Origin of the sequence: Oleidesulfovibrio sp., assembly GCF_047973035.1 — a bacterium.
Taxonomy (GTDB): Bacteria; Desulfobacterota; Desulfovibrionia; order Desulfovibrionales; family Desulfovibrionaceae; genus Oleidesulfovibrio.
The window spans coordinates 88,063-114,681 of record NZ_JBKEBF010000031.1 but is presented as its reverse complement, the minus strand read 5'-3'; the positions used below and the strand labels follow the sequence as shown (position 1 = coordinate 114,681).

Below are 26,619 nucleotides of genomic sequence, written 5' to 3'. Positions count from 1 at the left end.
CTCGTATTATTCGGGTTGCGGTGCAGGTTCTTCCAGCAGCAGTTCGGCAAGCGGCCTGCGTGAAGACGAGCCCTGCTGGTCGGGGTGACCGATGGCAATGGCTGCTTCAAATGATAATTTTGCAGTATCAAGATGTAGCTTGGGCAGCAGAGTTTCTGCGTGGTTGATTATTTCACCCAGCCATACCGCGCCAAGATTCTGTGCATGAGCTGCCAGCAGCATGTTCTGAATGGCGGCACCTGCACCCTGATGGTCTTTGACTTCGTTATACATGGTTTCGCGATCCAGAAAAACCATGATGACCACCTTTGCCGCGCGCACGATGTGCGCATACTTGGTATGAGCCGCCAGTATTTCGCAGCGCGGGTCGTCCGCGCGTACAACAAGAAAACGGCAAGGCTGGTTGTTCAAACCGCTAGGAGCCCAGCGACCTGCTTCCAGTATGGCCAGTACCTGATCGTCTGTGACTGTCTGGTCTGTGTAGCGGCGAATGCTGCGCCGTTGGCGTATGGCCTGCAAAACAGGGTTTTCGGTATGCATACGGTAACTATCTCCGTTAGTTGCGGGTATGGTACGGTTGTACACTATACCAAGCCTGCCGGTCTTTCAAGACGCGTCTCTCTTCCCAAATCTGCGCTGTCGATGTATAGACACTGCCCATGAAACCCCATAAGCCATTTCATGAAGAATCACGCATTCGTCTGACCCGTCGGGATCTTATCCGATACGAGAACCTGCTTCGCGACTCCCTATCACGGGTTATCCCATTCAAGTCTTACAGCCTTTTTTTTCCGCGTACACCGCTACGGCCCGAAGCCGTATGGGAATCGCAGGATAAAAAATTGCTGGTACCGCTCATTCTGCACGGCGAACTGCTGGGGGTATTTGTAGCCCGCGGCATCGGCGGCAGGCCCGCCAAGACGCTTCTGGCCTCTTACCCTGCTGTGGCAACGTTGTGCCTTGAAAATTTGTTGCTGTATAAAATGAGCATTACCGACCCTTCAACAGGACTTTCGTCGCTGCCGCATATGCTCAGCGTCGCGTCGCGCGAGGTCGGGCTTATTCGCGAATGCTTCCGTCTGGGGGCAGACAGCAGGTGCGATGTTTCCACTCTGGGGCATCGGGCCTGTATGGGGCTTGTCGTGCTGCGGTTTAGTTCCATGCCTGCTGTTGTGCGTGATTGCGGCTATCTGTTTGCGGAGCAGCTGTGTGCGCTTCTGGCTGACGAACTGCAGACAGTTGTGCCGGAGCAGGCCTTTGCCGCCCGTACCGGTGATAATGAAATGGCAGTATTTTTGCCTACGGCAACGCCTCGCGTATGCCGCAAGGTTGCAGGAGAAGCTGTGCGCAAGCTGCGGGCTGTAAGCCTGCAACACGAACTGCGCGACGAAGATATCAGCGTGACCGTTGCGGCGGGGTATGCCAACTATCCGCAGGATATGAACGGTGCCCAGTTTGAGCGCCCCGAAGCGGAGCAGGCCCGTCTGCTGTTGCGAAAGGCGCGTACGGCGGCCTCCATTGCGGTGGAAAAAGTCACCGGCTCTGTGCAGTATGTTATGGGGTTTGGCCGCATTCTTGCCGAAGGCGGCAAGGTGCAGGAAGTGCTGCCCATGAACCGTGCCGTGATTAGCCTTGGCGCAGCCATGGATGCCCGTGAAGGGCAGCGGTTTTCCATCTGGAGTCCGGTGCAGCATTCCGGTGCCGGTCAGAACCGTGCCGATGCTTCAGCCGCCAGAGGCAGCGGAGAAAAGCCTTCCGCACCGTCCGTCGACCCGTGCGTTCCGCCGTTGCCCACAGGCACAAACGCTGAACGTACGCTGATGTACAAGGGTGAACTGGTTTTGATGGAAGTGCGCGAGAATACCTCGCTTGCTGAGATCATGCATCTGGGTGATCCCGCATGGGGTATTGAAGCCGGCGATACATTGACACTGTTACCGGAAGACAAAGGCGTTTCCGCTTCTGATGCTGCTAAGGACTCACAGGGCGTCGGAGGCGCAGACCCGTTGACGGGCCTGTTGCGGCATAGAGATTTTCTGTCCCGCTGGACACGTGACCGTGACAACTGCAGCAACTACACGTTAGCCCTGATGCGTCTGACCGGAGAATCACGCCTGCATGAAGGTCGTTCGGCCCATGCGGAGCAGCTGATGGCTCAGGCTGCGGAAGCATGCCGCGACCATCTTTCTGAAGTGCTGCCCAAAGGAGAGAGCGTAGCCTCTTTCGGCGGGCGTTATGGTTTGAACAGCCTTATTCATTTTCATCCTGATGTGCCGGTGGAAGATGTGTACGAGTGCTATGTGGGCCTGTGCGAGCACCTGGAGCGTAAGCTGCATATTGAAGCTGCCGTAGGCATTGCCCGTCATCCGTTTTTGAATTTCAGAAAGCCGGACAGTCTGGAAAACTCATTAAAGGCGCTTGAATATGCCATGCTTATGGAAAAGCCCAGAGTCGGAGTTATTGATACCTGGGCGCTGAACATCAGCGCAGACAAGCTGTTCAGTCAGGGTGATACCTTTGCCGCCATTGACGAATACAAGCTGGCCTTGCTTGCGGATGAAACAAACACTATGGCGTGGAACTCGCTGGGCGTATGTATGGCCGGTCTGGGGAAACATTCCGAGGCGCGCAGGCTGTTCGGTGAAGCTCTCGGGCACGACAAACGCGATGTGATGACGCTGTATAACCTTGGTCACGTCTGCCAGAATATGGGCGATTTTGAAGACGCCAGACAATATTACCGCAAGTGCCTTAAGTACGAAAAAGAGCACGTATTTGCCTTGCTGCGACTCGGACAGCTGGCAGAGATGGAAAAGAAATTCGGTCCTGCACGCCAGTATTACAACAGAGCAGCAAAGTTGGACGGGGCTCAGGCGCTGACATGGCGTTATCTTGCACGGCTTTGTATGCGGCAGGGGCGTCCGGATGAGGCGCGGGAGCACTTGCATCAGGCACTTATCTATAACCCTCAGGACGCGATGTCGTTGCAGTTGCTTGCCAGATTATATCTGGACGGCGGGGACGATCCGGAAGTGGCGGCAGTGCTGGCGCGGCAGGCGGTGGCCCTGCGGCCGGAACTGAAAGTCGGCTGGCTTGATCTTGCCCGTGCGCTGGAAGCCACAGGGCGGCAGCGCGAAGCATCTGAAGCGTTGAGCAGAGCAGCGGAACTGTAGGACGGATTTATGGCATACGAGTTGAAAGACCGGCTGGTAGTGGGGCTTGCGTCCAGCGCTTTATTTGATCTGGATGAGTCTGACGCCGTGTTCCGGCAGCAGGGCGAAACAGCCTACCGTCAGTACCAGCGCGATAAGCAGAATATTCCTTTGAAGCAGGGGGTGGCCTTTCCGTTTATCAAGCGGCTTCTTTCTCTTAACGAACTGAGTCCCGAAGATCCGCCCGTGGAAGTGGTGCTGCTGTCGCGTAACGATCCGGACACGGGGATGCGCGTGATGGAATCCATTGCACATTACGGGCTGGGCATTACCCGTGCAGTCTTTCTGCAGGGCAAGCCGCCGCATATGTACATTCCGGCGCTGGAAATCAGCCTGTTCCTTTCCGCCAATGAAAGTGATGTGCGCGAAGCAATGGCTGCCGGACATCCTGCAGGGCAGGTTCTGGAATCGTCATTCAACGATGATGAAACAGATAGCGAACTGCGCATCGCATTCGACTTTGACGGGGTGCTTGCCGACGATGAAGCGGAGACGGTGTTCAAGCAGAATGACCTTGCCGGTTTTTTTGCTCATGAAACCAAACAGGCCAAAATCCCGCTGAAGCGTGGTCCGCTGGCGGACTTTCTGGGCAAGCTTTCTCTTATTCAGCAGCGTGAACGTGCGATGCAGCAGGAACAGGCAGACTACAAGCCGAAGTTGCGCATTGCGATTGCCACCGCCCGTAATGCACCGGCGCACGAGCGGGTTATCAACACCATGCGCAGCTGGGACATTATGGTGAATGAAGCCTTTTTTCTGGGCGGCATAGAAAAGCGCAGAGTGCTTGAAGTGCTGCGGCCGCACATATTTTTTGATGATCAGAAAGCGCACCTTGAACACGCCTCAAAGGTGTTGCCTGCCGTCCATATTCCCTTTGGCGTGGCAAACGGACACGCGGGGACCGGTGCAACCTCCAGCACGCCGGAGCAGAGCTTAGACGAAAAGAGCAAAAGGGCTGGGCAGACCTCAGATGATAATACGCCTTCTTTACCGGATGCCGCATCAGCATAATGCAGGAATATGTTGACGAGTCTGCCTGTTCCATATTTGTAACGTCTGCCTTTTCAGTCTATTGGGGATTGCCAGAAAAATGCGCAGACGCTATCAGGGGAGAATGAGTACACAATCTCCTTCTGATAAATCTGCACATGGCAAACGTATACCAAGTGAAGCCATAGGTACTCTGCCCGACGGTGACGCATCATCCGTTGGCGGGGCTGGCGCATCTGAAGGTACAACTGTGGTGTGCCCTGATGGCACCAGTGCGGCAAATCAGGCGGATTGCACCCCTGCCATGCGTGCTTCTGCAGCACAGCCTGCATCCGCGGGCGAGCCTGAGTCTCTGGATATAAAAGCGTTGTTGCGCGTTATGGCCGGAGCTGTGATGATCAGCTTTTCTGCTGTGTTTGTGAATGTTCTGGATACCTCACCTTCTGCTTCTGCATTTTACAGGGTTTTCTTCGGGGGCATTGCACTGTTGGCTGTTGCCCTGTGGCGAAAGGAAAAGCTCACCACGGCACCTGTGGTTCTGGCAACCATCTTCGGAGCCGGTGTGTTTTTTATGCTTGATCTTGAATGCTGGCACCGCAGTATTCTGTATATCGGCCCTGGTCTGGCGACTATTCTGGGTAATTTCCAAGTGTTCTTCATGGCCTTTGTAGGGGCGGTATTCTTCCGCGAGGCTCTTTCATTGCGGCTTGTGGTTGCTTTGCCACTGGCAATATTCGGGCTGTGGCTGCTTGTGGGGGTGGACATCAATGACCTTGATGAAACCATCGTCATGGGCGTGGTATTCGGTCTGCTGACGGCTGTGTGGTATACCGGCTACATCTTGCTGTTGCGGCGTTCGCAGCGCATGGCAAGCAAAATGCCCGTTATGATGAACATGGCGCTTGTTTCACTTTGTACGGCTGTTGCCTGCGGCGCAAGCTTGCTGCTGCAAGGGCTGCCTTTTGCTATACCGGATGCGACCAATGCCTCGTATCTCATCGGCTACGGTGTGCTTTGTCAGGGAGTGGGGTGGCTGCTGCTTTCCTCCGGCCTGCCTATGCTGCCTGCCGCGGTTGCCGGACTTGTCATGCTTACCCAGCCGACTCTTTCCTTTGTGTGGGATGTTCTTTTCTTCGGTCGTCCCACCGGCCCGCTGGGACTTCTGGGGGCCGCTATGGCCATTACCGCCATCTGGATGGGCCTTTCCGGCCAGAGTGCCGCCCAGCGTAAACGGGCACTGAAATTGGCTGGCAAGAGCTAGGAGAGTTGAGCTGACGCTCAACGGATGAGGATTCTTTCTATATTGTTTTAGTAAAGCCCTGCTTCATATATCGCGGTTTTTTTATCTTTAGTCAGGAAATGGTTGTGACGTTTATTATGGTGCCTGTCAGGCAATGAGCCATCTAACCTGCCGCAATCCATCCTTCACTTCTCATTGTTTCTGATACCAGTTCCGGCATTCCGAAATTCTTTTGCCTTGCTGCGCCAGCGGCTTGAATTGCGCAGAGCAGGGCGTCCAGCATGTCGCCTTTGGTGTCTTCCAGCACTACCTCTTTTTGTTGTGCTTCTATCTGCAGAGTGAACCCGTAACGGCTTTGGCAATAGTCAGGTAGCGTGTGAATAAGTGCGGCGCGGGCCTGCTTTCTTTCCTGCTGCTGTTCTTTGCTGCCGTCTTTATAGCGGGGTGGATTGCCCAGAATGTCACGGGCAATAAGGGCGGGGTAGACCTCCAGCGCAACGCGGCAGTCTCCATTTTCATGCAGCAGCGGTATGCGGACTGCACTTTCGGTGAGCAAGGGGACTACAGCGTGGAACATGCGTCCCACTGGTACGTAATTGAGCCGCAAAGGGCTTTGGGCGTCTGTCAGGTTATCGGTCAGGCGCAGGGGCAGCTTTTGACCTTTGGGCCTTGTGTTCATAAACGCATAGACAGTCTGCCGGAAGGCTTCTTTATCTAGTAAGGCAAGGCGGCTAACGTAATGGTGCCATGAAGGAAGAGGCCGGAAGGCTGTTGTACGCTCTGCATCTGGCTGGGCTGCCGATGCAGTATTCATGCAGAGTACTGCCTTGGCCTGTGTCGCTTTCGTGTTTTTTTGGTACGCGAAAGCAGAAGGCTGCTGTATGCCTGCATGTGCAGACATGCGTACATAGCCGGAAGCAGCCCCAACAGTGCTGCAACCGCAGCTCTGTCCGTAATTGTCTTGGGGGCCAGCGTGGGCGTTATCTTTGTGTGCCGGGCTTACTTCAGGCTGGTCGTTTTGCCTTGTTTCTGCAAGCTTGTTCTGCGGCTCCTCAGTTTCCTGCCACCAGCGCAGAAAGTCTGCAGGCAGGCCGAAAGGCATGTCAAAGCCTGCTACCCACGGGCCTTCATGCGCAAGGAGGTGTTCAAGGCTTACTGGCGTTGTTTCGGATAATTCTGCCGCCTGCGGGTGTGATGCGCTCTCCCTTGTGCAGTCCGGCAAGCCGCGCAACGCTGTAACAGCATAAAGCTGCTTAATGCGCAGCGTATCATTATTCAGCACCCCCACTGCACAAGCAAGCGGCTTTCGCTTGTCCGGTGCTGAAGTAACATCAATGCCCAGCACCGCAAGCGGGCCGTGGCTGGCTGCAAAAGAATCTGGATGCGTACAAGTGGGGCAAGAAGGGCTACAACGCATGGTGGTTCCGTATAAAAAAGCCGCACGCTGCATAAGCGTACGGCTTTTTGTTAATTATCTGGGGCAGTCTGCCGCGAGTGCACGGTGTGGTCGTAAAATACCAGTTCCGGCATGCGTTCCAGCTCTCCGGCTTCCACCAGTTTCTGGTAAAAAGTGCGCAATCCTTGCTGCGCTTCTTCTCCCAAGGTGAAAACCAGCCCGCGGAAGTATTCGACAAGGTCTTCGCGGTTCAGGTAGCCGCGCTCTTCGCCTATGTCGAGAATTGTCTCCATATGTGCTGCGCTCCAGTCCCGGGCGCGTTGCAGCATGGTGGCCGGATCGGTGCTGAAGCGACCTCTGGCTACGGAATCACGGCTTACTACCCATACGCCGAAGATGAACGGCAATCCCGTCCATTCGCGCCATGCTTCGCCCATATCCACTCTGTACGGGTACATGGGATGGTTGCGCAGGCGTAGGGCTTCATCGCCGATGGCAAGCAGCGCTTCCGGCGGGTTTTCCGAGGCAATCTGCTCCGAAGCGGAACCGGTGCGGTATTCCACGTTCAGGCCGTAGCGGTATCGCAGCAACAGGCGCAACAACGCCGCAGAGGTGTGCGACTGCGAGGTAGTCAGGATGGTCTGACCTTCCAGTTCTTCCACAGGACGTTGCGAAAGCAGCAGTACACTCATAACCGGTCCGCAACTGCCGATGGCAAGGTCGGGCGCCAGATAATACTGGTCGGCGTTTCGGGCGTACTCAATGGATGAAGTGGAAGCCACATCCAGATTACCCGCTGCCATCAGGCGATTCAGTTCGGCAGGGGGGCCATAAACCAGTTCGTACTCATGGCTGATCTGTCCGGCTTCAAGCGGATAATAAATGGGCAGAACGTTCAAGTACGATATGCGTCCGAGGCGTACCCGCTTTTCTGCTTCGGCGGCGCTCACGCTTTTTTCTCCATGTCTACATACGTGTAATCCATGGTGCGCTGGCGCGGCACAAAACCGGCGGCGCGGATGACGTTGTGGATTTCTTCGCGCGACATCCGGAAGCTTACTCCGGCTGCGGCAACCACGTTTTCTTCAATCATCAGCGAGCCGAAGTCGTTGGCCCCGTAATGCAGTGCAAGCTGTGCCACCTGCGGGCCCATGGTCACCCACGAAGCCTGAACATTGTCAAAGTTGTCCAGCACAATGCGCGACATGGCCAGCATGCGCAGATACGCGGGTGAAGGTTCGGTATCGCGCTGGATGTTGGTGTTGCCGGGCTGGAATGTCCACGGGATGAATGCGGTGAAGCCGCCGGTGCGGTCCTGTACTTCGCGCAGGGCAAAAAGATGCTCAAGGCGGTGACGGGGTTCTTCTTCGTGCCCGAACATCATGGTGGCTGTAGTGCGCAGGCCCTGATAATGAGCTTCTTCCATTACAGCCAGCCAGCGCGAGGCGCTGCATTTGTTGGGTGCAACCCTGGTGCGTACTTCGTCTACCAGAATTTCGGCTCCGCCACCGGGGATGGAGTGCAGTCCCGCAGCGCGAAGGCGTTCAATGGTTTCACCTATGGTGATACCTTCCAGCTCGGAGAAAAAGACTATCTCCGGCGGTGAGAACGCATGGATATGGATTGCGGGGTACGTTTCCGAAATCCAGCGGACCATATCTTCATAAAACGACAACGGCAGGTCGGGATGGTGCCCGCCCTGAAGCAGAATCTGCGTGCCGCCAAGCTCTATGGTTTCTTCAATTTTTCTGGCCAGTTCTTCACGGGTAAGCACGTAGCCGCCTTCCTGATCGGGCGCTACAAAAAATGCGCAGAACCGACATGCGCAGGAGCAGATGTTCGAATAGTTGATGTTGCGGTCGGCAACGTATGTAACCACGGCGGTGGGGTGCTTTTCCATGCGTACGGCATGTGCCAGTTGACCCAGCGTGAACAGGTTGGCTTTTTCGTACAGGGTTGCGGCTTCCGCCTCGTTGATGCGCTTGCCGTCCAGTACCTTGGCGCAGATGTCGAGCACCTCGCGCGGTTCTTCAAAAGGAGTCAGGGTTGCGCTCATCGGGTGGCCTCCACGGGGTTGAAATGCGTATCACGCTGCACCGGAGTAAAGCCGGAGGCTTCGATCATATGCCGCAGCTGTGCGATGGTCAGCCCCTGACCGGAAGATGCGCCCGCCTGCTGGCCGATGCGTTCTTCCACGATGGTGCCGTCCAGATCGTCTGCACCGAAGTACAGCGCAGCCTGAGCCATTTTGATGCCCATCATCACCCAGTAAGCTTTGATATGCGGAATATTGTCCAGCATCAGGCGGCTGATGGCCATTGTGCGTAGTCTGTCCATGCCCACATGTTCGCCTTTACGGTCTTCAGGCAGCTTCAGCAGGCTGTTTTCGGTAAGAAAAGGCAGCGGGATAAAACAGTTGAACCCGCCGGACGTATCCTGCTGGGTGCGCAGTCTGTCCAGATGGTCCAGTCTGTCGTCGATGGATTCGATGTGTCCGAAGAGCATGGTGCAGTTCGTGTTAATGCCAACACTGTGGGCTTCGCCCGCAACGCGCAGCCACTCTTCTGCGGAAGATTTGCGTGCACATATGCGTTCGCGCACAGGAGCGGCAAAAATTTCTGCGCCGCCGCCCGGCATGGATTCCAGCCCTGCTGCTTTCAGGCGGGTCAGCGTTTGCTGTGTGCTGATGCCTGCAAGTTTGGCAAAGTGGGCAATCTCCACAGCGGTAAAGGCTTTGACCACAATTTCCGGGCGCTGAGCCTTTATCCGGCGGATGACGTCTTCAAACCATTCCAGCGGCAGGTCGGGATGGCAGCCACCCACGATGTGGACTTCTGTAAAGGGGGTGCCTTTGTCGTCCAGAACGCGGCCGACGATATCTTCGGGCGTCATGACATAAGCGCCGTCCTGACCGCGTTCACGCTGGAACGCACAGAACAGGCATCCGTTGACGCATACGTTCGTGTAATTGACTTGCCTGTTAAGGACATAATAGGTTCTGTCTCCGTGCAGGCGCGTGCGGACGTGATGGGCAAGAGCGCCCACCGCATTTATATCGGGACAGGCGTACAGCAGTTCGCCGTCCTCAAGTGACAGGCGTTCGCCTGCCATAACTTTTTCAAATATGTCGCCAAGCCCGAGCATGGCGTATCTGTCGGCATTCAGCATGGTTTCCTCCGTCATTGCGGCCGGTGCACGGGATGACTTCATCCGCATGGCCGCAGGGCGGTGAGTATCGGTCTGCAAAGGCGCGGTGTCAACCATTGGCTGAGCTTTACGAAATATGCATAGGTAGTACATACTGCGACGGCTATTTTATCGGAGATATACATGCAACAATACAGCATGGGCATTTCGCCCTGTCCCAACGATACCTTTATTTTTGGCGCCCTCGTGCAGAAGCTTATCCCGCTGCCGCACGAATACTGTGTAAAACTGGCTGATGTGGAAGAACTGAACGCCCACGCCGCACAGGCAACGCTGGACATCACCAAGCTTTCCATCGCAGCCATGCCGCTGGTTCTGGAAAACTACATTCTGCTGCGGGCCGGCGGAGCGCTGGGGCGCGGTTGCGGCCCTGTGCTGGTGGCGCGCAAGGATGTGCCGCTGGAGTCTCTGGCAGAAAGTACCATTGCCATTCCCGGGCGCATGACTACAGCGAATCTGTTGCTGTCGTTGCACGGTATGCATAACGGTCCGAGACCGGAAATGGTTTTTGACGAAGTTATGCCGGCTGTTGCCGGCGGTAAGGTGGACGCAGGTGTTGTGATACACGAAGGGCGTTTTACGTATGAGGCGCACGGGCTGGTGAAGCTGCTGGACCTTGGCGCATGGTGGGAAAGCTCCACCGGAATGCCGTTGCCTTTGGGCGGAATTGCGGTAAAGCGCAGCCTCGGGCCGGAAGTGGCGTTGCAGGTGGAAAAAGCCATCCGGCAAAGCCTTGAGTTTGCGTGGAAGCACCCTGAAGTGCTTCGTGAGTATATCCGCAACCATGCGCAGGAAATGGATGATGCTGTCATCGACAGTCATATAGCCACCTTTGTAAACGATTATTCCATGTCGCTGGGTGCCGAAGGCATGGAAGCTATCCGTACGCTTATAACCAAAGGTGCTGAAGTTGCCGGTCTTACGCTGCCGGATGCTCCTATGTTTATAGAAGGCTAGCGGGATGTTATAAAAACAGAAAAGCCGCCGTTCCCCCCACGGGCACGGCGGCTTTTTATATGTAGCCTGAGTGAAGGCCGTGTCAGCTTACAATCTGTCCGTCATGCATGGTGACAGTGCGCGATGCAGCCGCCGCATATTCGGGGTTGTGAGTAACCATGACTACGGTCAGGCCGTCTTTATGCAGGTCGCTAATAAGGTTGATGATGGAATCGCCCGTGGCAGCGTCCAGACTTCCGGTGGGTTCATCTGCAAACAGCACGCTTGCTTTGCGTGCAAGTGCACGGGCAATGGCCACACGTTGTTGTTCGCCACCGGAAAGGGCGCCCGGCAGTTTATGTTCCTTACCTGCCAGCCCTACACGTTCAAGTGCGGCAAGGGCGTTTGCTCTGTCCTGCCCGTTGACCGGTGTAATGCCGTGCATGCTGGGCAGCAGCACGTTTTCCAGCGCAGTCATATAGGGCATAAGGTGGTGAAACTGGAATATGATGGCAAACTCGCTTTGCCGCAGGCGGTTGAGGTCGCGTTCTCTGGCATGGTCGATAATGTTGCCGTTAAAGCGCACAATGCCGGAGTCTGCACGGGTAAGCGAAGACAGCACGCTGAGCAGGGTTGTTTTGCCGGAACCGGAACGCCCCACCACTGATACGAATTCGCCTTCTTCCACCGTAAGAGAGACATTCCGCAGCACTTGCGCTGCCGCGCCGCCGGTATCGTAGGATTTTATGATGTTGATTGCTTCAAGCATAAGGTACCTCTGTCCATGCGGGCTACAGCGCCACCAGCACGCTGGCGGGTTCAATGCGTGATGCCTTCCACGCGGGGAAAAGAGCAGAAACAACGCTGACGCAGACAATCATCAGGCAGGTGATAAGCATGGCCACGGGGCTGAATGCAGGCAGTGCGCCATCTGCCATTTCCAGCAGGCGCACTATTTCCAGAGACAGTATATGCCCTGCCATATAACCGATAAGTCCCGCCACAAGCCCGATGCCTGTTGCTTCTGCACAGAAGATGGCAAACACTCGACCGCGCGAGAATCCTACAGACCGCAGAATTCCGATTTCTTTTTTACGCTCGTTAACAGCGGACAGCATGGATACCGCAACCATGGCACACGCTGTAAGCAGTATGACAACGCTTACGGTAAGGATGAGCCGCTGTACAAAGTGAACGGAAAACATGCGCTGCTCTACGATATTGCGCAGAGCTTTGACTTCTGTTTCCGGCAAGGCTGTAGCCAGCTGGTGGACAATATCCTCGATGGGGCAGCCTGCGCACAGGGCTGCGATTTCCATAAAGCTGGCCTTGCCTTGCAGGCCGAAGGCGTTTTGCAGCGTGGTTATGTCTGCCAGCAGCACATTGTCATCGTCTGTGCCTGTTTCGCGCAGTATGCCGGAAACAGTCACATGTTCGTTGCCCAACGGAATACGTGATCCCGGAACAAGATGGAGCTTTGCTGCCAGAGCGCTTCCGGCAAGCACTTTGCCGGACTGTGTGTTGTCGGACTGTACTTTTCCGGTCTGTACCGGAGCCTTAGGTTGTGCGGCCATTGCCTGACCGGAACCCATGGCATCAGGGGGGGCAGCAGGAAGCATTGCCCACTCACCGGTTGCCAGAACCCAGTAGCTTTTGAGTGCGGTCTCCTGTGCCCAGTTTACCCCTATCACCCCGATGTTGAGCATACCCGATACAGGCGGCGGGGTGGTGGTTTGCGGGATGCTGTGCATAGCAGGGACACTCTGCATTCCGGCGTGATTACCTTTATGCCCTTCATGCTCTTGCGCCTGCATCTGCGCTATTTGCTGTGCGGCCGTTGCCGCGCCCTCTGCCGATTCTTTTGATGAAGTATCCGCAGGGCGGGTTATGGCGGCTGCATCTACATGAGCCATGGCGACAAGCTTTGGGGCTGTCAGGCTGATGTTGGGGCGCAAGGCGATACCGTCGATTGAGGCAAGCGCAGAATCAAGATTGATGTATTCTTTTTCCATAAGCATATTGCCCATGGAAAAGCCCCCGTAGGTGATAGACAGCGTCTCCTGCTTCGGGGTGATAAGAATATTGGCACCAAAACTGGTCAGCTTGCGCTCCAGATTATCCCCCACCACGCGTGAAACCTGCTGCAAAGCTACAATGGACACAACTCCCAGCGTGAATACTGCAAGCAGCAGCAAGGTGCGAGGCCACTTTTTGCGGCTATACCGCCACGGAATGGTAAAAATATTCATAGGCTAGAAGAAGCGTGCGCCCTGAAGCACGTCATAAGCACGGATAACAAGTACGTCGCCCTGAACTTCGCGTTTGAGCGGGGCAGGGTTGCAGCCTCCGGAAACCACATTGATGCGCGAACTATGGAATTTCTGGCCGCAGTTAACGCACTTCATCCATTCGCCTTCCTGCTCATAGCCTTTGCGTTCTCTGAAGCAGACATCACAGGCGTCAAACGCGGCACGTAATGTGCCGTCATCGCTTTTCAGGATAAAAAAACGGATTTCACGGCCTTTGCTTTCCATACTGAAAAAATGGGCATCTCCGTCACTTACGTCAGAAACTGGAATGCTGATAATGTTATCTTTTGGTGTGACGTCAGTATATTTGCCAAAGCCGAAGAATGCCTTGGCGGTAAGAGGGACAATGGAAACCAGCACAAGAGCTGCGATGGTAGTAATAACTCTTCTCATGGGATTCCTCCGTCTTTCAATAATTCGGATTAATTTGGTACGAATTTATTTCATACTTTGCAAGCATGAAATAAAGAGCATGATGTCAGTGTGTTGTGAGGGTGAAAAGTCAGGCTGTAATCTCAGACTGTCAGCGCACCATTAAAATACGCTGTACCACGCCACTTGTTGCACGTAAAACGGCAGGCATGGTACATGTCAGACAATTTCTGGTATGCGCGCAGACGCTACCCGTGTCTGCGCCAGCAAATAAAGGAGGCTGCAACATGGAAGAATACAGTGGCGAAGTTACTCTTGGCGGTGAAGAGTATGCTTTTAATCCGGATACAGAACTGGCTCTGATTCCGTGTGAAAACTGCGGGCATGAGAATGAAGTTTCCGTGTTTGAAGAAGAAGGAACGTATTCTTCTGCCGGATTCGCCTGTGAAAACTGTGGTCATTGGAATGAAAGTAAATAGCTGCAACCTGCTCAGGCTGCCGTCCGTTTGCATTACACGGGCGGATTGAATTCTGTACTCAGCATTGTCAGGAAGTTCTGACAAAAATAAAACAAGCCGCACTGCTCGTTACCGGAGCGATGGGACTTATTCTGTTAAAGGCTTTTGCTGGAATGTTGCACTTTGGGTCCGGGCAGGTCCGTTGATTACGGCAGACGTTACCTTATGGATGTCTACAGTGAAAGTTCCTGCGATTATGTGCCTTGGCCGTTCTGTACATCGTTGGCAATAGGCGATGATGACCACCCTGTGATTTTTTGTACTATCGCAGGGGAATAGGCCGCAATCGGTGCTGCTCCGGCTAAAAGAATATGCCTGATTTTACTTATCGCTGCGTGTGTGCATGTTTGCTGCTCCGTCCGGTTGCGGAAAGAATTTCATCAATTTCCAGCGGCGTTCCTTTTTCAGGGCAGCGGACAAGATGTACGGCCTTGGAAGGGCATAGCTGCTCGCATATCCCGCATCCCATGCAACTGCTTTTACTGACAGCAGCGGAACCTTGCTGCACATGGATGGCGCGGAATTGACATTTCTTTTCGCATAGTCCGCAACCGGTGCATGCGTCTGTGTTTACCTGCGCCAGATAGCCAGACGGCGCAAGCATGGGGATTCCGTTGAAGTGGGCGCGCATGGCTCCGCAGCAACATGCACAGCAGTTGCAGATGGCGTAGTATCTGCCAAGCAGGGCTTCTTTAAAGAAAGCATGGGATACGTGACCGCGCCTGTTTTCCTGTCTGACTACTTCTATGGCTTGTTCGGGCGTGATGCGCCGTGCTTTGTCGGCATGATGTTCGAGTATAAAGCTGCTGAACGGTTCGCCCACTATCAGGCATACATCAACAGGAGTGCAGGGTGACTCTTCAGCCATGCGGCAGGGACATTGCAACAGGGCTATGTGCTCGGGGTGCTGCAGAATAATTGCCCGCGCCATGGAGTAAGGAATGACCGTTTCCAGATCCGGCACTTCAATACGTCTGCCTACGCTGAGGAGCTTTCGGGTCGATTCAGGGCGCATGGCTTTGCCGTGGTACGTATCAGCAAAGCCGCCGGAGCCGCGCTGAGGCGAATCTTCGCGCCACAGGCCCAGTTTGTTGGCAATATGCGAAAGAGGCTCTGTCAGCCATCTGGATAACGGGTGTGTACCTTTGCCCACTGAAATATAAAAATACGGCCAGCGCAGATAAATGTAGCCGTGCAGAAATTCTGCAAAAGACTGTCCGCTCCGGCGTGATTCACGCCAGAAAGCTCTGGTGGATGGCGAAATGAAGTATTCGAAAACGCGGCGCAGCATGGTGCTTTCTCACAGCTTTTGCTCGTTTCCGGCTATCTTGCGTGGTGTGGCAGAGGTGCACGGTACCCCTCCGCAATTCAGCCATAGGCTGTGTGAACACAGCGTCTTTCTTTTGTGTCGTTGATTCAGTTACGCTTCATGGTCTGAGAGAGCAGGCATGACCGGACAGAAATCAGGCAAAAGGGGGGACCATTCAAACCCGTTCAGGAAAGGCTCCGGCTGACAAAAAATATTCAGCACGTTCCGTTTTTCGCAGTGCGTTATGCTTTTGCTTTTCGCCACCCGTGCGTGAATGATGCGTCATACAGCTTTGATTGCGGCTGGTCGTGCGCAGCCTCTGATTCAGACTGTGTATTACTATGCATGGAATTGCCGGGCAGGACAAGAAAGACCGTCTGTCTTTGCAGTTTTTCATTCCGTACGGTGTCGGTAAGTGTGCCAAGCGTGCATTCAATGATGCGCTGCTGAGGCCAGCCCACGCGGTAGGCTGCAATGATGCGGGTATCATCGCCCAGACCGCCGGCACGAAGTTCTTCGGTGATGGTTTCGGGCAGAGAAGCGGAAAGGTAGATTGCCATGGCGGCACCGCGCTTTGCCATATTGCGCAGTTTTTCCGCCTCGGGCACAGGGGTGCGACCTTCAACGCGGGTAATGATGAACGACTGGGTGATTTCCGGCAGCGTCAGCGAAACATTGGCCGCAGCTGCGGCGGCAAAGGCAGAAGTAACACCGGGAACAACCGCGTAGCGCACGTTTTCAAGATCAAGCAACGCCATTTGCTCACGTATGGCACCATAAAGCGACGGGTCGCCGGTATGCACCCGTGCAACCATGCCGCCGGCCCGTACCGTTTGCATCATCAGATTGTGGGTTTCCTGCAGATTAAGCGGGGCGCTGTCGGCAACCTGTGCACCGTCACGGGCGCATGCGATGACCTCGGGCGGAACAAGAGAGCCTGCATAAAGGACAAGGTCAGCCTGAGAAATAAGTCGCTGTCCTTTGACTGTAATCAGTTCCGGATCGCCCGGACCTGCGCCGATAAACCATACCTTAGGCTCGTCAGAATGTGAGGCCGCGTTATTCGCCATAATATGTACCAATGAAAAGGCCCCGTATGCGCCTTGAGGTTCCGTCTTTCCAGACGGTGGTTAATCCGTTGCAGAATCGGGCGGCAAGCTCTGTCTGTTTTTTGCCTGGCCCGAAAAGTATCAGCGGAACAACTTGTTCAATCCACATCAGATTGACCAGTCTGCCGCTTGTGCCGTGGCGGCGCGCCAGCTCTTTTGCCATCAGCGTATCCATGGGCATGATGTCTATGCCGTCGGCCAGAAGCGCCATGTAACATTCTGTAAAGTCAGAAAATATAGTCAGGCTGTGTATAAGCCCCTGTTCCAGTGCTCTGTCCAGCATCGGACCGTAGCTGTGGCCGTTTACAATACCCATACGCACATGGGCAAGTGATTCTATGGTGCCGTCAAACTGCCACGGCGGCATGTCATGCGTGAATATGGCAACGGTTTCACTGGTGGTCACGGGGGTGTCACAAAATGTGCCTCGCGCCGCACGCAAAGGGGTGCGGTACAGGGGAAAGGCTGCATCAATTTCGCCGTTTTGCAGAAGCCGCAACACGTCGCTTTGGGGGACTTTGCGCAGAATAACGCGCATGTCTGCTTTGTAGGCGGCCATTTTCACTATATCCACGGCAAAGCCTTCCGGACTGCCGTCACGGGCTTCTGTGTACGGAGGATACGGCGGAACCGCCACTACAAAAGGCGTGCTGTCGTGGGAAGGCGCGGGCAGGATTTTAACGGGGTGCTCCGGCGCTTTGGGCACTGCCCCTGCTGCCAGCAAAGTTTCAGGCGCACCAAAACCCACCATAGTGCAGAGCATCAGAAAAAAGCAAAAGCAGATACAATAGCCGGACCGTACCCAACTGCCGGTCTTCGGCATTGCTGGCAGCAGGCTGTTGCGGGGGGGCTGGTCGGGCAAAAACAGCATGAGCACGTTACTCCGGCCGCTGTGCGGCGAGTATGAATACCGGATTATGGGCATCAAAACGTAAATCGCCCGCAAGGGGAACAGCCGCAGATGCCTGTACATGTGTAATTTCGCATGTCCAGCCCATTTCTGCAAAAAGTTCCCGCGCACGGTTGAGTGATCCCAGTAACACACAATGGGTTACAATGCGTCCGCCCGGTTTTAGTCTGGCACATGCTTCGCGCAGAACTTTATCACCGTTGCCCAGCCCGCCGCCGATGAAAACGCGGTCAGGGTCCGGCAGATCAGTAAGGCAGGCGGGCATGGTGCCGTGCATAACCTCAACCTGCAGCGCTCCGAATCGCCGTCTGTTGGTGCGGATATGTTCCACCCGCGATGCCTTGCGCTCTACGCACCAGACAACACCTTCTCCGGCAAGGCATGATGCTTCAATTCCCACAGCCCCGCTGCCTGCGCCCAGATCCCACACCGTCATTCCGTGCGAGATACGCAACGCCGCAAGACCGGCTGCACGCACAGGCCATTTGGTAATCAGTTTTCCTTCCGTCGCCAGTTCTTCATCCGGAATGCCGGGTGCCAGAATACGCTCAGGCCCGCCTCTACGCTCTATAAGCACAGTATTCAGGCTCGAGAAGCTGCGCTGGACAGCTTCTTTCAGGGTATACCGGTCAAAGTGTTCATTCGACTGGCCCATGTTTTCAAACACCCATACAAAGAACCAGTCTGCGCCCCTGTCCAGAAGCCACTGGGCAATGCTGGAGGGAATGCTTTTACCGTCTGTAAGCACGCATACCCACGGGCTTTGCAGCAAAGCCTGCATAAGCGGGCGCATATCGTCGCGACCATGCAGCGAGACTACCTTGACTCCCTGCCACGGTACTTTTGCGCGGGCAGCCGCTGCCTGCAACGATGTAATATTGGGCAGTATGTGTACGCCTTCCGGCCCGAATTCATCCACCAATGTAGCCCCGATGCCGTAAAAAAGCGGGTCGCCGTCTGCAAGAACAACAACAGACCGGCCTTTAGCTTCGTACTGGCCGATGCGCTCAAATATGTCGCCAAGCGGTGCGGTAATAAGAACTTTTTCTGCGGGGTGATCGTCAAAGAGAGCAAGCTGACGCTTGCCGCCAACCAGTACCTGTGCACTTTCAACAACGTCGTTATGATCTTCCGGCAACGAATCAGCATCTACGCCAAGGCCAACCACTTCAATGGTCATTGTCGCCTCCTGCTTTTATGGCAACGGGGTGTTCAAATTGACGATACACCAAGCCGGCAACCTGGGCTAGTCATCTGCAACGGCAAGATGACGTCCGTCAAAATCAAAAAGATGCACGGTCAGACGCGGCCTGTATCCTGTATGTTTTCGTGCAGCAACAAGAGCTTTGCGGGTCAGGTGATCCAGTACCGGTTGCAGATTTTTTTCCTGCTCCATCAATTCCAACGCATGGCGGGCAGTATTTGCTGTGGCAATTTTATCTGCTGTTCCGGCAGATAATCCTGCATGGCTGCATTCCTGTGCAAGCAAAGTGAAGTCAATTTCTGCAGAGTGAGCATGGGTGTAATGGTGTCCCTCTCCCAGCTTGACCAGTTTGCCGAAAAAACACCCCCACACAATATGCGAAAAGCTGCGCTGTGTTGCCGCCTGCAAGGAAAAGCGGGCGAAGTCTGCCACCTGAACAAAAGCTGTTTCAGATGCTTCGGGGTAGAACTCCATAAGCATGCGCTCGCTGCGGCGTCCGGTAGATAAGAAAATTGTTTCGGCCCCGCATGAGGCTGCAACGTCCATCCCTTGGGTGATGGTCGCCTTCCATGCTCCGTGGCTATATGGCTTCACAGTGCCTCTGGTTCCCAGAATGGAAATGCCGCCCAGAATGCCCAGTCGCGGATTGAACGTGCGTCGGGCGCGTTCTTTTCCTTCCGGCACTGTGATGATGACATCAACTGCACCGCTGAAGCCGTATCCGGCGCATACTTCAAGAATGGCTGCGGCAATCTGCTTTCGTGGCTCCGGGTTGATGGCGGGCTCGCCGACGGCAACAGGAAGGCCCGGCAAGGATACAACTCCTACGCCGTGACCGCCGTGCAGCGTTATCCGCAGGCGTGATGCATGGTGTGAAAAAATGTTTTGCGTATTCTGCCGCCCGTTTTCCTCCAATGTAACTGAATGCTCTGACTGCACTCGCGCCTGGTGCGTCTGGTCAGGGTTTCTTTGTAATGCGGAATTATCGGGCAGACAGGGTGTGCTTGTCTGTTTATCCAGCACTGCACCCAGTGACAGAAGCATTTCACGCGGAATGACGACAGGTTGGGCTTGGAAGGTGGGGCCATCAGTCGAATCTGATAAGGGTTGCTGATGCCGGGCATGATCTGCGGAAAAATTACGGGACGCTGTACTCTGTGCTGCTTCCAGATTGGCAGACATGCCATCGGCGGACTTTTTATCAGGTTCTGTTCTGGCAGGCTCTGCAAGACGCATAAAGGTGGCAAGATCGGCTTGAACCGGAGCGGAAGCCGAAGCCGAAGCGGAAGTGGAAGAGGAGGAGCCTTCTACCTCTGTCTGTCTTTGCTTGTCTGCCTTGCAGGTGCTGACGGAATCATCTGCCGTCTGCTTTGGGTCAGAGCTGAGGCATACATGAATCTCAATGATGCAGCCGTGCGTGGCATCTGGATCGTCGCCGCCGTCTTTTATCACCTGAACGATGCAGTAATCGGTAGATTGTAGTGTGCCGCAGGATATCGGCACGTTAAGCCTGCGAAGCTGGTAGGTGTTGTTACTGTCGAATGGTGGCAGCCCGATAGACACAGATGCGGGGCACGATGCTTTGCCAAGCAGCATGTGCAAGGCAGCAGCAGCCGCGGCGGCACAGGACGAGCCGGTTGTGAAGCCTTCGCGTAATTTTTTCGTTTTCGCCATGGGGTGGATATACCCTGAAACTTCTGGCTGTCCAACCTGTTGTGGTGAGATATGCACCCCCCGCAGGTATGTGGCTGGTGTTTTAGGTTTTGATATCAGAACTATCTATGCATATTGAAGTTATCTATTTTTACTATCAATTTTATTTTGCAAAAAGGTAAAGCTATAGTGTGCGGCATTAGTGGAAAAAGGATGTGATATCAATGATAGTGCGTGTGATTTCATCTATATGGACATACCGCGTCGTGCGTATAGCTTTGGCGGGACTGTTTGTTGTGGTGGGCAGCATGAAGCTGACGGATATGCAGGCTTTTGCGCGCGTTATCGAAGAGTATCGCATTCTGCCCCACGGGTTTGCCCCGTGGGTGGCATTGCTGTTGCCCATTGCCGAAATTATCGCAGGGGTGCTGCTGTTTTTTGATAAACGCGGCGGGCTGACCGCGGTTACCGGCATGATCATTATGTTTTTGATTGTGCTTGGGTATGCCATGGCGGCAGGACTGACCATAGGCGACTGCGGCTGCTTTGAACCCGGCGAGTTACCGGAAGGTACGGAAGATGGCTCAGCACTGCGGGATGCATTTATACGCGATCTGGTCATGCTGGCGGGAGCTGCCCATCTGTATTGGTGGCGTTTTCGTGTAGCGCAAAAGGTTTACCTGTAACACTGCTCTATGTCTGACAAATCATTACGCCTGATCTTGAGGAGGATTCGGAAAATGAAAAGAATTTTTGCTCTGCTTGTATCGCTGACTGCTGTACTGGCGCTGTCCGGCTGCAACCTGCCCTTTATGTCTTCGGGCGGTGAGGGAGATCTGGAAGCCAAATCTGTAAAGCTGGTGAACGAAGTTGTGCGCGGTGATTACAAAGTAGTTACCACTGCTGAACTGAAAAAGTGGATGGACGAAGGCAAGGACATGCTTATCGTTGATACCATGCCTTATGAGGCATCCTACAAAAAGAATCACATCCCCGGTGCCCAGCAGTTCCTGTTCCCCATTCCGGATATGAACGAATGGGACATGAAGGAAACCGGCGACAAGAGTCAGGCCGACTTTGAAGCAATGCTCGGCGCCGATAAAGATCGCCTGCTTGTTTTCTACTGCGGCTTTGTAAAGTGCACCCGTTCGCATAACGGCGCTGTATGGGCTCGCAAGCTGGGCTATACCAATGTTTACCGCCATCCCGGAGGCATCCGCGCGTGGATTGAAGCCGAATACCCCGTGGGTACGGTAAAATAGTATCCAAGCTCCTAGGGATATACCGCATACAGGCCGCCCCGCACGATAGGTTTCGTGCGGGGCGGCCCTGTTTTCGGGATGTGCGGAAGTGTCTGCTCCATCTTGCTGTTACGGTAGGGGACCCGAATGTGCCAGGCATTGCGGTTCAATCTGCACAGCATTGAGAGTGCATATGTGCTGGGGATAAAATTATATTGTTGTGTAATACAGGGTTGTTATGTGTGTGGAGTGATGGAGGAACGACACAGTTACTGATATTTGCCGCGTAAGTGGCGTTGTAACTATACGGAGTGTTGTCATTTGCTTATGCAGTGAGCAGGTACTGTATGAATTTTCTAAGCAGATTACAGGCAATGTTGTGATTGTGTGTTGAAGGAATGAACGTCTGCTTCAGTGATTTGCCAATGGAAGTGGTGCCATTAAAATTTTAGGGGCTGTACCAGGCAACTAGCCAATATGTTGTAAGATTTTTTTTGCGATCTGAAGGATAGGTGAAAGCCCAGCCATAACTCCGACTCCTTGTCTGTGAAGATGAAATGTACGATACTAGTGAGCTAAGTGTTTATTTTTATGCAAAACAATGACCACACTACACTCGGAATGGCAAGACTTGTACCTGCATTACTGGCTGTACATGTTAATGTTTTTGGGTTGATAACCTGATAGCGGGTAGGTGTTTGCGATTGATGAGCCGCAAATAGACAATAAACAAAGGCGCAGCCCCACATGCTGCGCCTTTCATATGGCGGAAGTAACGTTGTATCCGGCTTTGCCGGTCTGTGGCGTTAATTTACGGTTTTTTTGATACCATAATGTCCAGCACCACTCTGTCTGCTTCCTGCATACCATCACAGCCTAGACGGGCAAGGTTGGCGATGCATTGCTCTATGTCGTCTTCCACAATGCCTTCGCGACGGTCGATGCCGATGCCTTCCATGGCCAACATGGCGGACTGAACTCCGGCTCCTACGGCAGAAGCCACCTTCATGGCGCAACCGGTTTTTGCACCGTCGCAGATCATTCCTGCCACGTTGCCCACCATGTTGCGTATGGTGCGGTCTATCTGTTCCAGTCCGCCGCCCATCAGCAGTACAATGCCGCAACCGGCAGCGGCGGCGGCCACAGTAGCGCCGCACAAAGCAGAAAGTCTGCCAAGGCGATGCTTCATATGGATGGAAGTGAGGTGGCTCATGATCAGGGCACGGGCAAGTTCTTCTTCTGAAGATTCCAGGCGCTTTGCAAAAGCGACTACGGGCATGGTGCAGGTGATGCCCTGATTGCCGCTGCCTGAGTTACTCATGGCAGGCAACGCAACACCGGCCATGCGCGCGTCAGAAGCTGCAGCCGTCAGTTTAACGGCAAGCGTGGAAACATCGTCAGACATCAGGTGTTTGCGGATGTTTTCATCAATGGTACGGCCTACCTTCAGCCCGTATTCCTTTGCCAGTCCTTCCATGGCGATGGCTTCATTCAGCCTTGCCGATTCCAGAATAAAGGAGATGGAGTCAAAGCTGGCCTGTGTTGCGAACTCGTGAATAGCCGCCATTGTCAGGGGCCATTTTTCGTCCAAGCCGCCTTGCGGCATTTCGTCCACAGGGCGGGAGAACGCCACTTCGCCGTCTTTTTCCAGCAGCACGATGTTGGAGTGGTCATGTACCAGCACGCTGCGGGCCGTGTGTCCGCCTGCGGTCACAATGACTTCGGCGTATAACAGCGGCGAGTCTTTTGCTACCGAAACCTCAACGCTGCCATCTGCCACCATGCGGTGACCGGCTTCTGCCTGTTCGGGCGTCAGCTGTGAAAGCACTTCAAGGCCGAGTTCCGGCTTACCGCCGATGGCACCAACTGCAGCCGCAATGTTCATGCCGGTAGTGCCTGTTCCGGGTACGCCTACTCCCATGCCGTTTTTCAGCAGGTTTCCGCTTACCTTCACATCAATGTGCTCCGGCTGTTGTCCCAGCGCAGTCGCTGCGTGGGCAGCGGCCAGCGCCACGGCAATAGGTTCTGTGCAACCAAGTGCTGGAACCACTTCTTTATGCAGCAGATCAATGAACTGTGACCATTCCGGTTTAAGCATATATTCACCCGTTGTATGGTGTTTTCATGGTTTGCTTTACAGCAAAAAGTTATCTGTATGGTGACGCCTGCCGGGGGGCTTATCAGACGCTATGTGTGCCACAGCCGGGTGGAAGAGAGTGCGCTCTTCCACCCGGTATATCAGCAGCGTTGATTCGAATACCGGCAGCTTGGCGTCAGCGTTAAACCTTTTGGCCTGAAAGCTCGCCGTTTTTATTAAAGATGCCCTCAAGCATCAGGGCGATTGCGCCGTCTCCGGTAACGTTACATGCGGTGCCAAAGCTGTCCTGCAGGGCAAAAATAGCCAGCAGCAGCGCAACGCCTGCAGGGTCAAAGCCGAGCACACCGACAACGATACCCAGTGAGGCCATTACCGTACCGCCGGGCACGCCGGGCGCGCCGATGGCAAATACGCCGAACAGAACAATAAAGAGGAACATGGAGCCGAGTGCAGGCATATGACCATACAGCATCAGCGAAATGGTCATGGCAAAGAAAGTCTCTGTAAGCACTGAACCGCACAGGTGAATTGTTGCCCCCAGAGGTACCGCAAACTCCACGGTATCTTTGGAAAGAACCTTGGAGCGGGAGGCGCATTCAAGAGCCACAGGCAGTGTTGCCGCACTGGACATGGTTCCCACGGCGGTAAGGTACGCAGGGGGGTAATGACGCAGCACTTCGATGGGGTTACGGCGCGAAACAATGCCTGCGATGGTGTACAGCACGGCCAGCCAGATAAAGTGACCGGCAAGCACCAGCACGATAACCTTAAGGAACACAGGCAACTGGCGAGTCAGGCTGCCTTCGTATGCAAGTCCGGCAAAGGTGGTGGCAATAAAAAAGGGCAAAATGGGAATCACCACGCGGCTTACAACCTGCATCATGATTTTTTCCATTTCGCCCAGCAATTTGTTCATCACTTCGGCCCGTGTCCATAGCGTGGCGATGCCCAGCATGATGGCGGTAACCAGTGCTGTCATAACAGACATTACCGCAGGAATGTTCAACTGGAATAGAACTTCCGGCAGCTCCTTCAGTCCTTCCAGAGAAGTTGGAACGGACAGATGCGGGATAATGGCATATCCGGCAAGGCATGCCATAGTGGCTGCGCCCACCGATGACATGTAGGCAATGCCGACACCGGTCATCAGCATGCGGCTGGCGTTTTCTCCCAGTCGTGTGATGGCAGGAGCAATAAAAGCAATAATAACAAGCGGTACAGTGTAAAAAATCAGCTGGCCCAGCACATGCTTAATGGACATTACCACCTGCATGACATTTTCCGTTGCCATAAAGCCCACGGCCGCGCCGATGGCAATGCCAGCCAGCAGCTTGATGATCAGGCCGAATTCACTCTTCTTCTTGGTCATTGTAAACTCCTCCGATTGGTAAGGAGAGAATGCTGCCCCTTCAACAACATCCTCTCCGGACAGTCCGGCTTCCCCGTTATCGGCGCGCCACTACTTCGATTTCCACTCCTGCACCCAGCGGCAAGGCTGCAACCTGTACGCAGCTACGGGCGGGAAACGGTTCTGCAAAGTATGTGGCATACACTTCGTTCACTTTGGGGAAATCAGCCATATCAGCCAGAAATACGGTTGTTTTAACGACTTGCTGCATGGTGCAGCCTGCAGCAGCCAGTACGGCTTTGACATTTTCCAGAGCGAACTTTGCCTGTTCGGAAATGTCTTCAGGCATAACCTTGGTTACAGGGTCGATAGGCAGCTGGCCGGAAGTGAAAACAAGTTCTCCGGCTTCCATGCCCTGCGAATAAGGGCCGATTGCCCCCGGTGCTTTGTCTGTGGCGATAGGTTTGTTCACTTCCCGATCTCCTTGTGTTGATTTTTGCAGCGGCTGTTTCCGCTTCCGTCACAGAGCGAAACTGCTTTTGCAAAAAAATTATTATAAAACATGTTGTGATCCTGAAGTGATGGCACGTCATTAAGCACAACTTTGCGACTGTTGAGATTTTTTTATTGTGATAAAAAATTATTGTCAATGCGAAATCTGCTCGCATTTTAAAAAAATACTCCCGAAAAACGGGAGCACTTGGATGATGTTACCCTGCAACGCGCTGCAAGTATCTGTATATAGTGGCTTCGGATGCGGCCAGATGGCGTGCTACAACTGCAACAGCACCTTTCAGCAGGAAGACGCCTTTGTCATTCAGCGTGCGTACTATGGCCATTTTTTCTTCCGGCGTCATGCGCTCCGGCGGAATATCAGCGCCGTTGACCACCTGTAATATTATGTTGGCGGTCAGGTCTTCTAAAGACTCGGCAAACGTTTCCAGTGTATGCGAGTCGTCAGGCACAGGGCGGGGTTTTTCCATGTGCCCGCGCTGGATAAAGCGTTCAATAAGGTCGCGGGCTTCCAGCAGGCTGCTGTTATCCATGTTCAGGCAGAGCATGCCGGCCAGTGTGCCGTCGTCTTCAGTGATAAAGTAGGTTGCAGAATAAAGAGGGCGACCGTCTCGGGCCTGTGTTTTGTAACCTATGACAAACTTATCACGCCTCCATGTGCCGTCCTTGATAAGCTGCAATGTCATGTCTGTAATGGGGGAACCCACACGGCGACCGCTGATATGGTTGTTGGCAATGGCTACAACCGAACTGTCGGGGTGGGATGTATCGTGCAGAACAACTTCACAGTCCTGCCCCAGAAAGGTTCCCAGAAAGTCCACAAGCGGTAAAAATCGCTCAATGGCGGTCGGTCGTTTTTCGTCAGGCACTCTGAATCCTTTTTTTGTTACATGGTGATAAAAAATTATTACTGGGCGAAAAGTATTGCTCGCTGAGAATTCTGTCAAGGCAGGTCTTTCTAATCGTTTTTTCTGCTTATAAAAGCTGGCGATTGGGACAGAATCTGGTTGAGCTCGCGCCTGTTTGTGGAGTCAGGGGGGAAGAATAGAAATGA

General features: G+C 54.1%; 24 protein-coding genes. 7 read left to right on the top strand and 17 right to left on the bottom strand.

Going from position 1 to position 26,619, the window contains the following annotated elements; genetic code table 11:
* Positions 1-6 precede the first annotated feature (6 nt).
* Complete coding sequence (locus tag ACK5LI_RS09300; RefSeq protein WP_416948535.1) at positions 7-540, bottom strand: nitroreductase family protein; 534 nt, start codon at positions 538-540, stop codon at positions 7-9.
* 119 nt (positions 541-659) lie between these two features.
* Here ACK5LI_RS09300 and ACK5LI_RS09295 point away from each other — a divergent pair, with 119 nt between their 5' ends.
* The 3 genes from ACK5LI_RS09295 to ACK5LI_RS09285 all read left to right on the top strand — a co-directional run bounded on the left by ACK5LI_RS09295 (position 660) and on the right by ACK5LI_RS09285 (position 5,463).
* The gene (locus ACK5LI_RS09295; RefSeq protein ID WP_416948533.1) at positions 660-3,173 is read left to right on the top strand and encodes a tetratricopeptide repeat protein; all 2,514 of its coding nucleotides are present in this window, start codon (positions 660-662) and stop codon (positions 3,171-3,173) included.
* A gap of 9 nt (positions 3,174-3,182) precedes the next feature.
* Positions 3,183-4,223, top strand: coding sequence for a 5'-nucleotidase (locus ACK5LI_RS09290; RefSeq protein WP_416948531.1), 1,041 nt, complete (start codon positions 3,183-3,185; stop codon positions 4,221-4,223).
* Positions 4,224-4,326: 103 nt separating this feature from the next.
* Positions 4,327-5,463 carry a DMT family transporter gene (locus ACK5LI_RS09285; RefSeq protein ID WP_416948528.1) on the top strand — a complete coding sequence of 379 codons (1,137 nt, stop codon included), beginning with the start codon at positions 4,327-4,329 and terminating at the stop codon, positions 5,461-5,463.
* A gap of 142 nt (positions 5,464-5,605) precedes the next feature.
* On the opposite strand, the gene ACK5LI_RS09280 is transcribed toward ACK5LI_RS09285, so the two are convergent.
* From ACK5LI_RS09280 to mqnE, 4 genes are read right to left on the bottom strand one after another with little or no spacing between them, the layout of a single operon-like run.
* Positions 5,606-6,859: a DUF429 domain-containing protein gene (locus ACK5LI_RS09280; RefSeq protein ID WP_416948526.1), complete on the bottom strand. Its 1,254-nt coding sequence runs from the start codon at positions 6,857-6,859 to the stop codon at positions 5,606-5,608.
* Positions 6,860-6,909: 50 nt separating this feature from the next.
* Positions 6,910-7,788 (bottom strand): menaquinone biosynthetic enzyme MqnA/MqnD family protein, encoded by an 879-nt coding sequence (locus ACK5LI_RS09275; protein WP_416948524.1) that lies wholly within the window; start codon positions 7,786-7,788, stop codon positions 6,910-6,912.
* Complete coding sequence (mqnC, locus tag ACK5LI_RS09270) at positions 7,785-8,894, bottom strand: cyclic dehypoxanthinyl futalosine synthase (protein ID WP_416948522.1); 1,110 nt, start codon at positions 8,892-8,894, stop codon at positions 7,785-7,787. Before mqnC ends, ACK5LI_RS09275 begins: the two co-directional genes overlap by 4 nt.
* A complete protein-coding gene (gene mqnE / locus ACK5LI_RS09265) occupies positions 8,891-10,006 on the bottom strand; it encodes an aminofutalosine synthase MqnE (RefSeq protein WP_416948520.1) in 1,116 nt (371 codons plus the stop codon). The genes mqnC and mqnE overlap by 4 nt, the downstream gene beginning before the upstream one ends.
* A 162-nt stretch (positions 10,007-10,168) precedes the next feature.
* Between mqnE and ACK5LI_RS09260 the strand changes: the two genes are divergently transcribed.
* Positions 10,169-11,002 carry a 1,4-dihydroxy-6-naphthoate synthase gene (locus ACK5LI_RS09260; protein WP_416948517.1) on the top strand — a complete coding sequence of 278 codons (834 nt, stop codon included), beginning with the start codon at positions 10,169-10,171 and terminating at the stop codon, positions 11,000-11,002.
* Between the two features lie 82 nt (positions 11,003-11,084).
* Here the strand turns inward: ACK5LI_RS09260 and ACK5LI_RS09255 are convergent, their stop codons facing one another.
* Genes ACK5LI_RS09255 through ACK5LI_RS09245 form a run of 3 tightly spaced genes read right to left on the bottom strand, consistent with a single transcriptional unit; the run spans position 11,085 to position 13,683 of the window.
* On the bottom strand, positions 11,085-11,750 hold the full coding sequence (locus ACK5LI_RS09255; protein ID WP_416948515.1) for an ABC transporter ATP-binding protein: 666 nt from the start codon (positions 11,748-11,750) through the stop codon (positions 11,085-11,087).
* A gap of 22 nt (positions 11,751-11,772) precedes the next feature.
* Positions 11,773-13,230, bottom strand: a complete 1,458-nt coding sequence (locus ACK5LI_RS09250; protein WP_416948513.1) for an ABC transporter permease — start codon at positions 13,228-13,230, stop codon at positions 11,773-11,775.
* A 3-nt stretch (positions 13,231-13,233) separates the two neighbouring features.
* The gene (locus tag ACK5LI_RS09245; RefSeq protein ID WP_416948511.1) at positions 13,234-13,683 is read right to left on the bottom strand and encodes a Fe-S-containing protein; all 450 of its coding nucleotides are present in this window, start codon (positions 13,681-13,683) and stop codon (positions 13,234-13,236) included.
* A 266-nt stretch (positions 13,684-13,949) separates the two neighbouring features.
* On the opposite strand from ACK5LI_RS09245, the gene ACK5LI_RS09240 reads away from it, so the two are divergent.
* Complete coding sequence (locus ACK5LI_RS09240; protein WP_416948509.1) at positions 13,950-14,141, top strand: hypothetical protein; 192 nt, start codon at positions 13,950-13,952, stop codon at positions 14,139-14,141.
* Positions 14,142-14,505: 364 nt separating this feature from the next.
* Here the strand turns inward: ACK5LI_RS09240 and ACK5LI_RS09235 are convergent, their stop codons facing one another.
* The 5 genes from ACK5LI_RS09235 to cbiD all read right to left on the bottom strand — a co-directional run bounded on the left by ACK5LI_RS09235 (position 14,506) and on the right by cbiD (position 20,386).
* The gene (locus ACK5LI_RS09235) at positions 14,506-15,471 is read right to left on the bottom strand and encodes an ATP-binding protein (protein ID WP_416948508.1); all 966 of its coding nucleotides are present in this window, start codon (positions 15,469-15,471) and stop codon (positions 14,506-14,508) included.
* A 260-nt stretch (positions 15,472-15,731) separates the two neighbouring features.
* Positions 15,732-16,559, bottom strand: coding sequence for a precorrin-4 C(11)-methyltransferase (gene cobM / locus ACK5LI_RS09230; RefSeq protein ID WP_416948506.1), 828 nt, complete (start codon positions 16,557-16,559; stop codon positions 15,732-15,734).
* Positions 16,549-17,469: a substrate-binding periplasmic protein gene (locus ACK5LI_RS09225; protein WP_416948504.1), complete on the bottom strand. Its 921-nt coding sequence runs from the start codon at positions 17,467-17,469 to the stop codon at positions 16,549-16,551. The genes cobM and ACK5LI_RS09225 overlap by 11 nt, the downstream gene beginning before the upstream one ends.
* Before the next feature lie 7 nt (positions 17,470-17,476).
* On the bottom strand, positions 17,477-18,688 hold the full coding sequence (gene cbiE / locus ACK5LI_RS09220) for a precorrin-6y C5,15-methyltransferase (decarboxylating) subunit CbiE (protein ID WP_416948502.1): 1,212 nt from the start codon (positions 18,686-18,688) through the stop codon (positions 17,477-17,479).
* A gap of 66 nt (positions 18,689-18,754) precedes the next feature.
* Positions 18,755-20,386, bottom strand: coding sequence for a cobalt-precorrin-5B (C(1))-methyltransferase CbiD (cbiD, locus tag ACK5LI_RS09215; RefSeq protein ID WP_416948500.1), 1,632 nt, complete (start codon positions 20,384-20,386; stop codon positions 18,755-18,757).
* 203 nt (positions 20,387-20,589) lie between these two features.
* Between cbiD and ACK5LI_RS09210 the strand changes: the two genes are divergently transcribed.
* Together ACK5LI_RS09210 and ACK5LI_RS09205 are read left to right on the top strand one after the other, a co-directional pair.
* Positions 20,590-21,051 carry a MauE/DoxX family redox-associated membrane protein gene (locus ACK5LI_RS09210; RefSeq protein ID WP_416948498.1) on the top strand — a complete coding sequence of 154 codons (462 nt, stop codon included), beginning with the start codon at positions 20,590-20,592 and terminating at the stop codon, positions 21,049-21,051.
* Between the two features lie 54 nt (positions 21,052-21,105).
* On the top strand, positions 21,106-21,627 hold the full coding sequence (locus ACK5LI_RS09205; protein WP_416948496.1) for a rhodanese-like domain-containing protein: 522 nt from the start codon (positions 21,106-21,108) through the stop codon (positions 21,625-21,627).
* Positions 21,628-22,417: 790 nt separating this feature from the next.
* On the opposite strand, the gene ACK5LI_RS09200 is transcribed toward ACK5LI_RS09205, so the two are convergent.
* The 4 genes from ACK5LI_RS09200 to ACK5LI_RS09185 all read right to left on the bottom strand — a co-directional run bounded on the left by ACK5LI_RS09200 (position 22,418) and on the right by ACK5LI_RS09185 (position 26,434).
* Positions 22,418-23,704 carry a serine dehydratase subunit alpha family protein gene (locus ACK5LI_RS09200; RefSeq protein WP_416948493.1) on the bottom strand — a complete coding sequence of 429 codons (1,287 nt, stop codon included), beginning with the start codon at positions 23,702-23,704 and terminating at the stop codon, positions 22,418-22,420.
* Positions 23,705-23,885: 181 nt separating this feature from the next.
* Positions 23,886-25,073: a dicarboxylate/amino acid:cation symporter gene (locus ACK5LI_RS09195; protein ID WP_416948491.1), complete on the bottom strand. Its 1,188-nt coding sequence runs from the start codon at positions 25,071-25,073 to the stop codon at positions 23,886-23,888.
* 76 nt (positions 25,074-25,149) lie between these two features.
* On the bottom strand, positions 25,150-25,524 hold the full coding sequence (locus ACK5LI_RS09190) for a RidA family protein (protein ID WP_416948489.1): 375 nt from the start codon (positions 25,522-25,524) through the stop codon (positions 25,150-25,152).
* Positions 25,525-25,762: 238 nt separating this feature from the next.
* The gene (locus tag ACK5LI_RS09185) at positions 25,763-26,434 is read right to left on the bottom strand and encodes a helix-turn-helix transcriptional regulator (protein WP_416948487.1); all 672 of its coding nucleotides are present in this window, start codon (positions 26,432-26,434) and stop codon (positions 25,763-25,765) included.
* Positions 26,435-26,619: the final 185 nt, after the last annotated feature.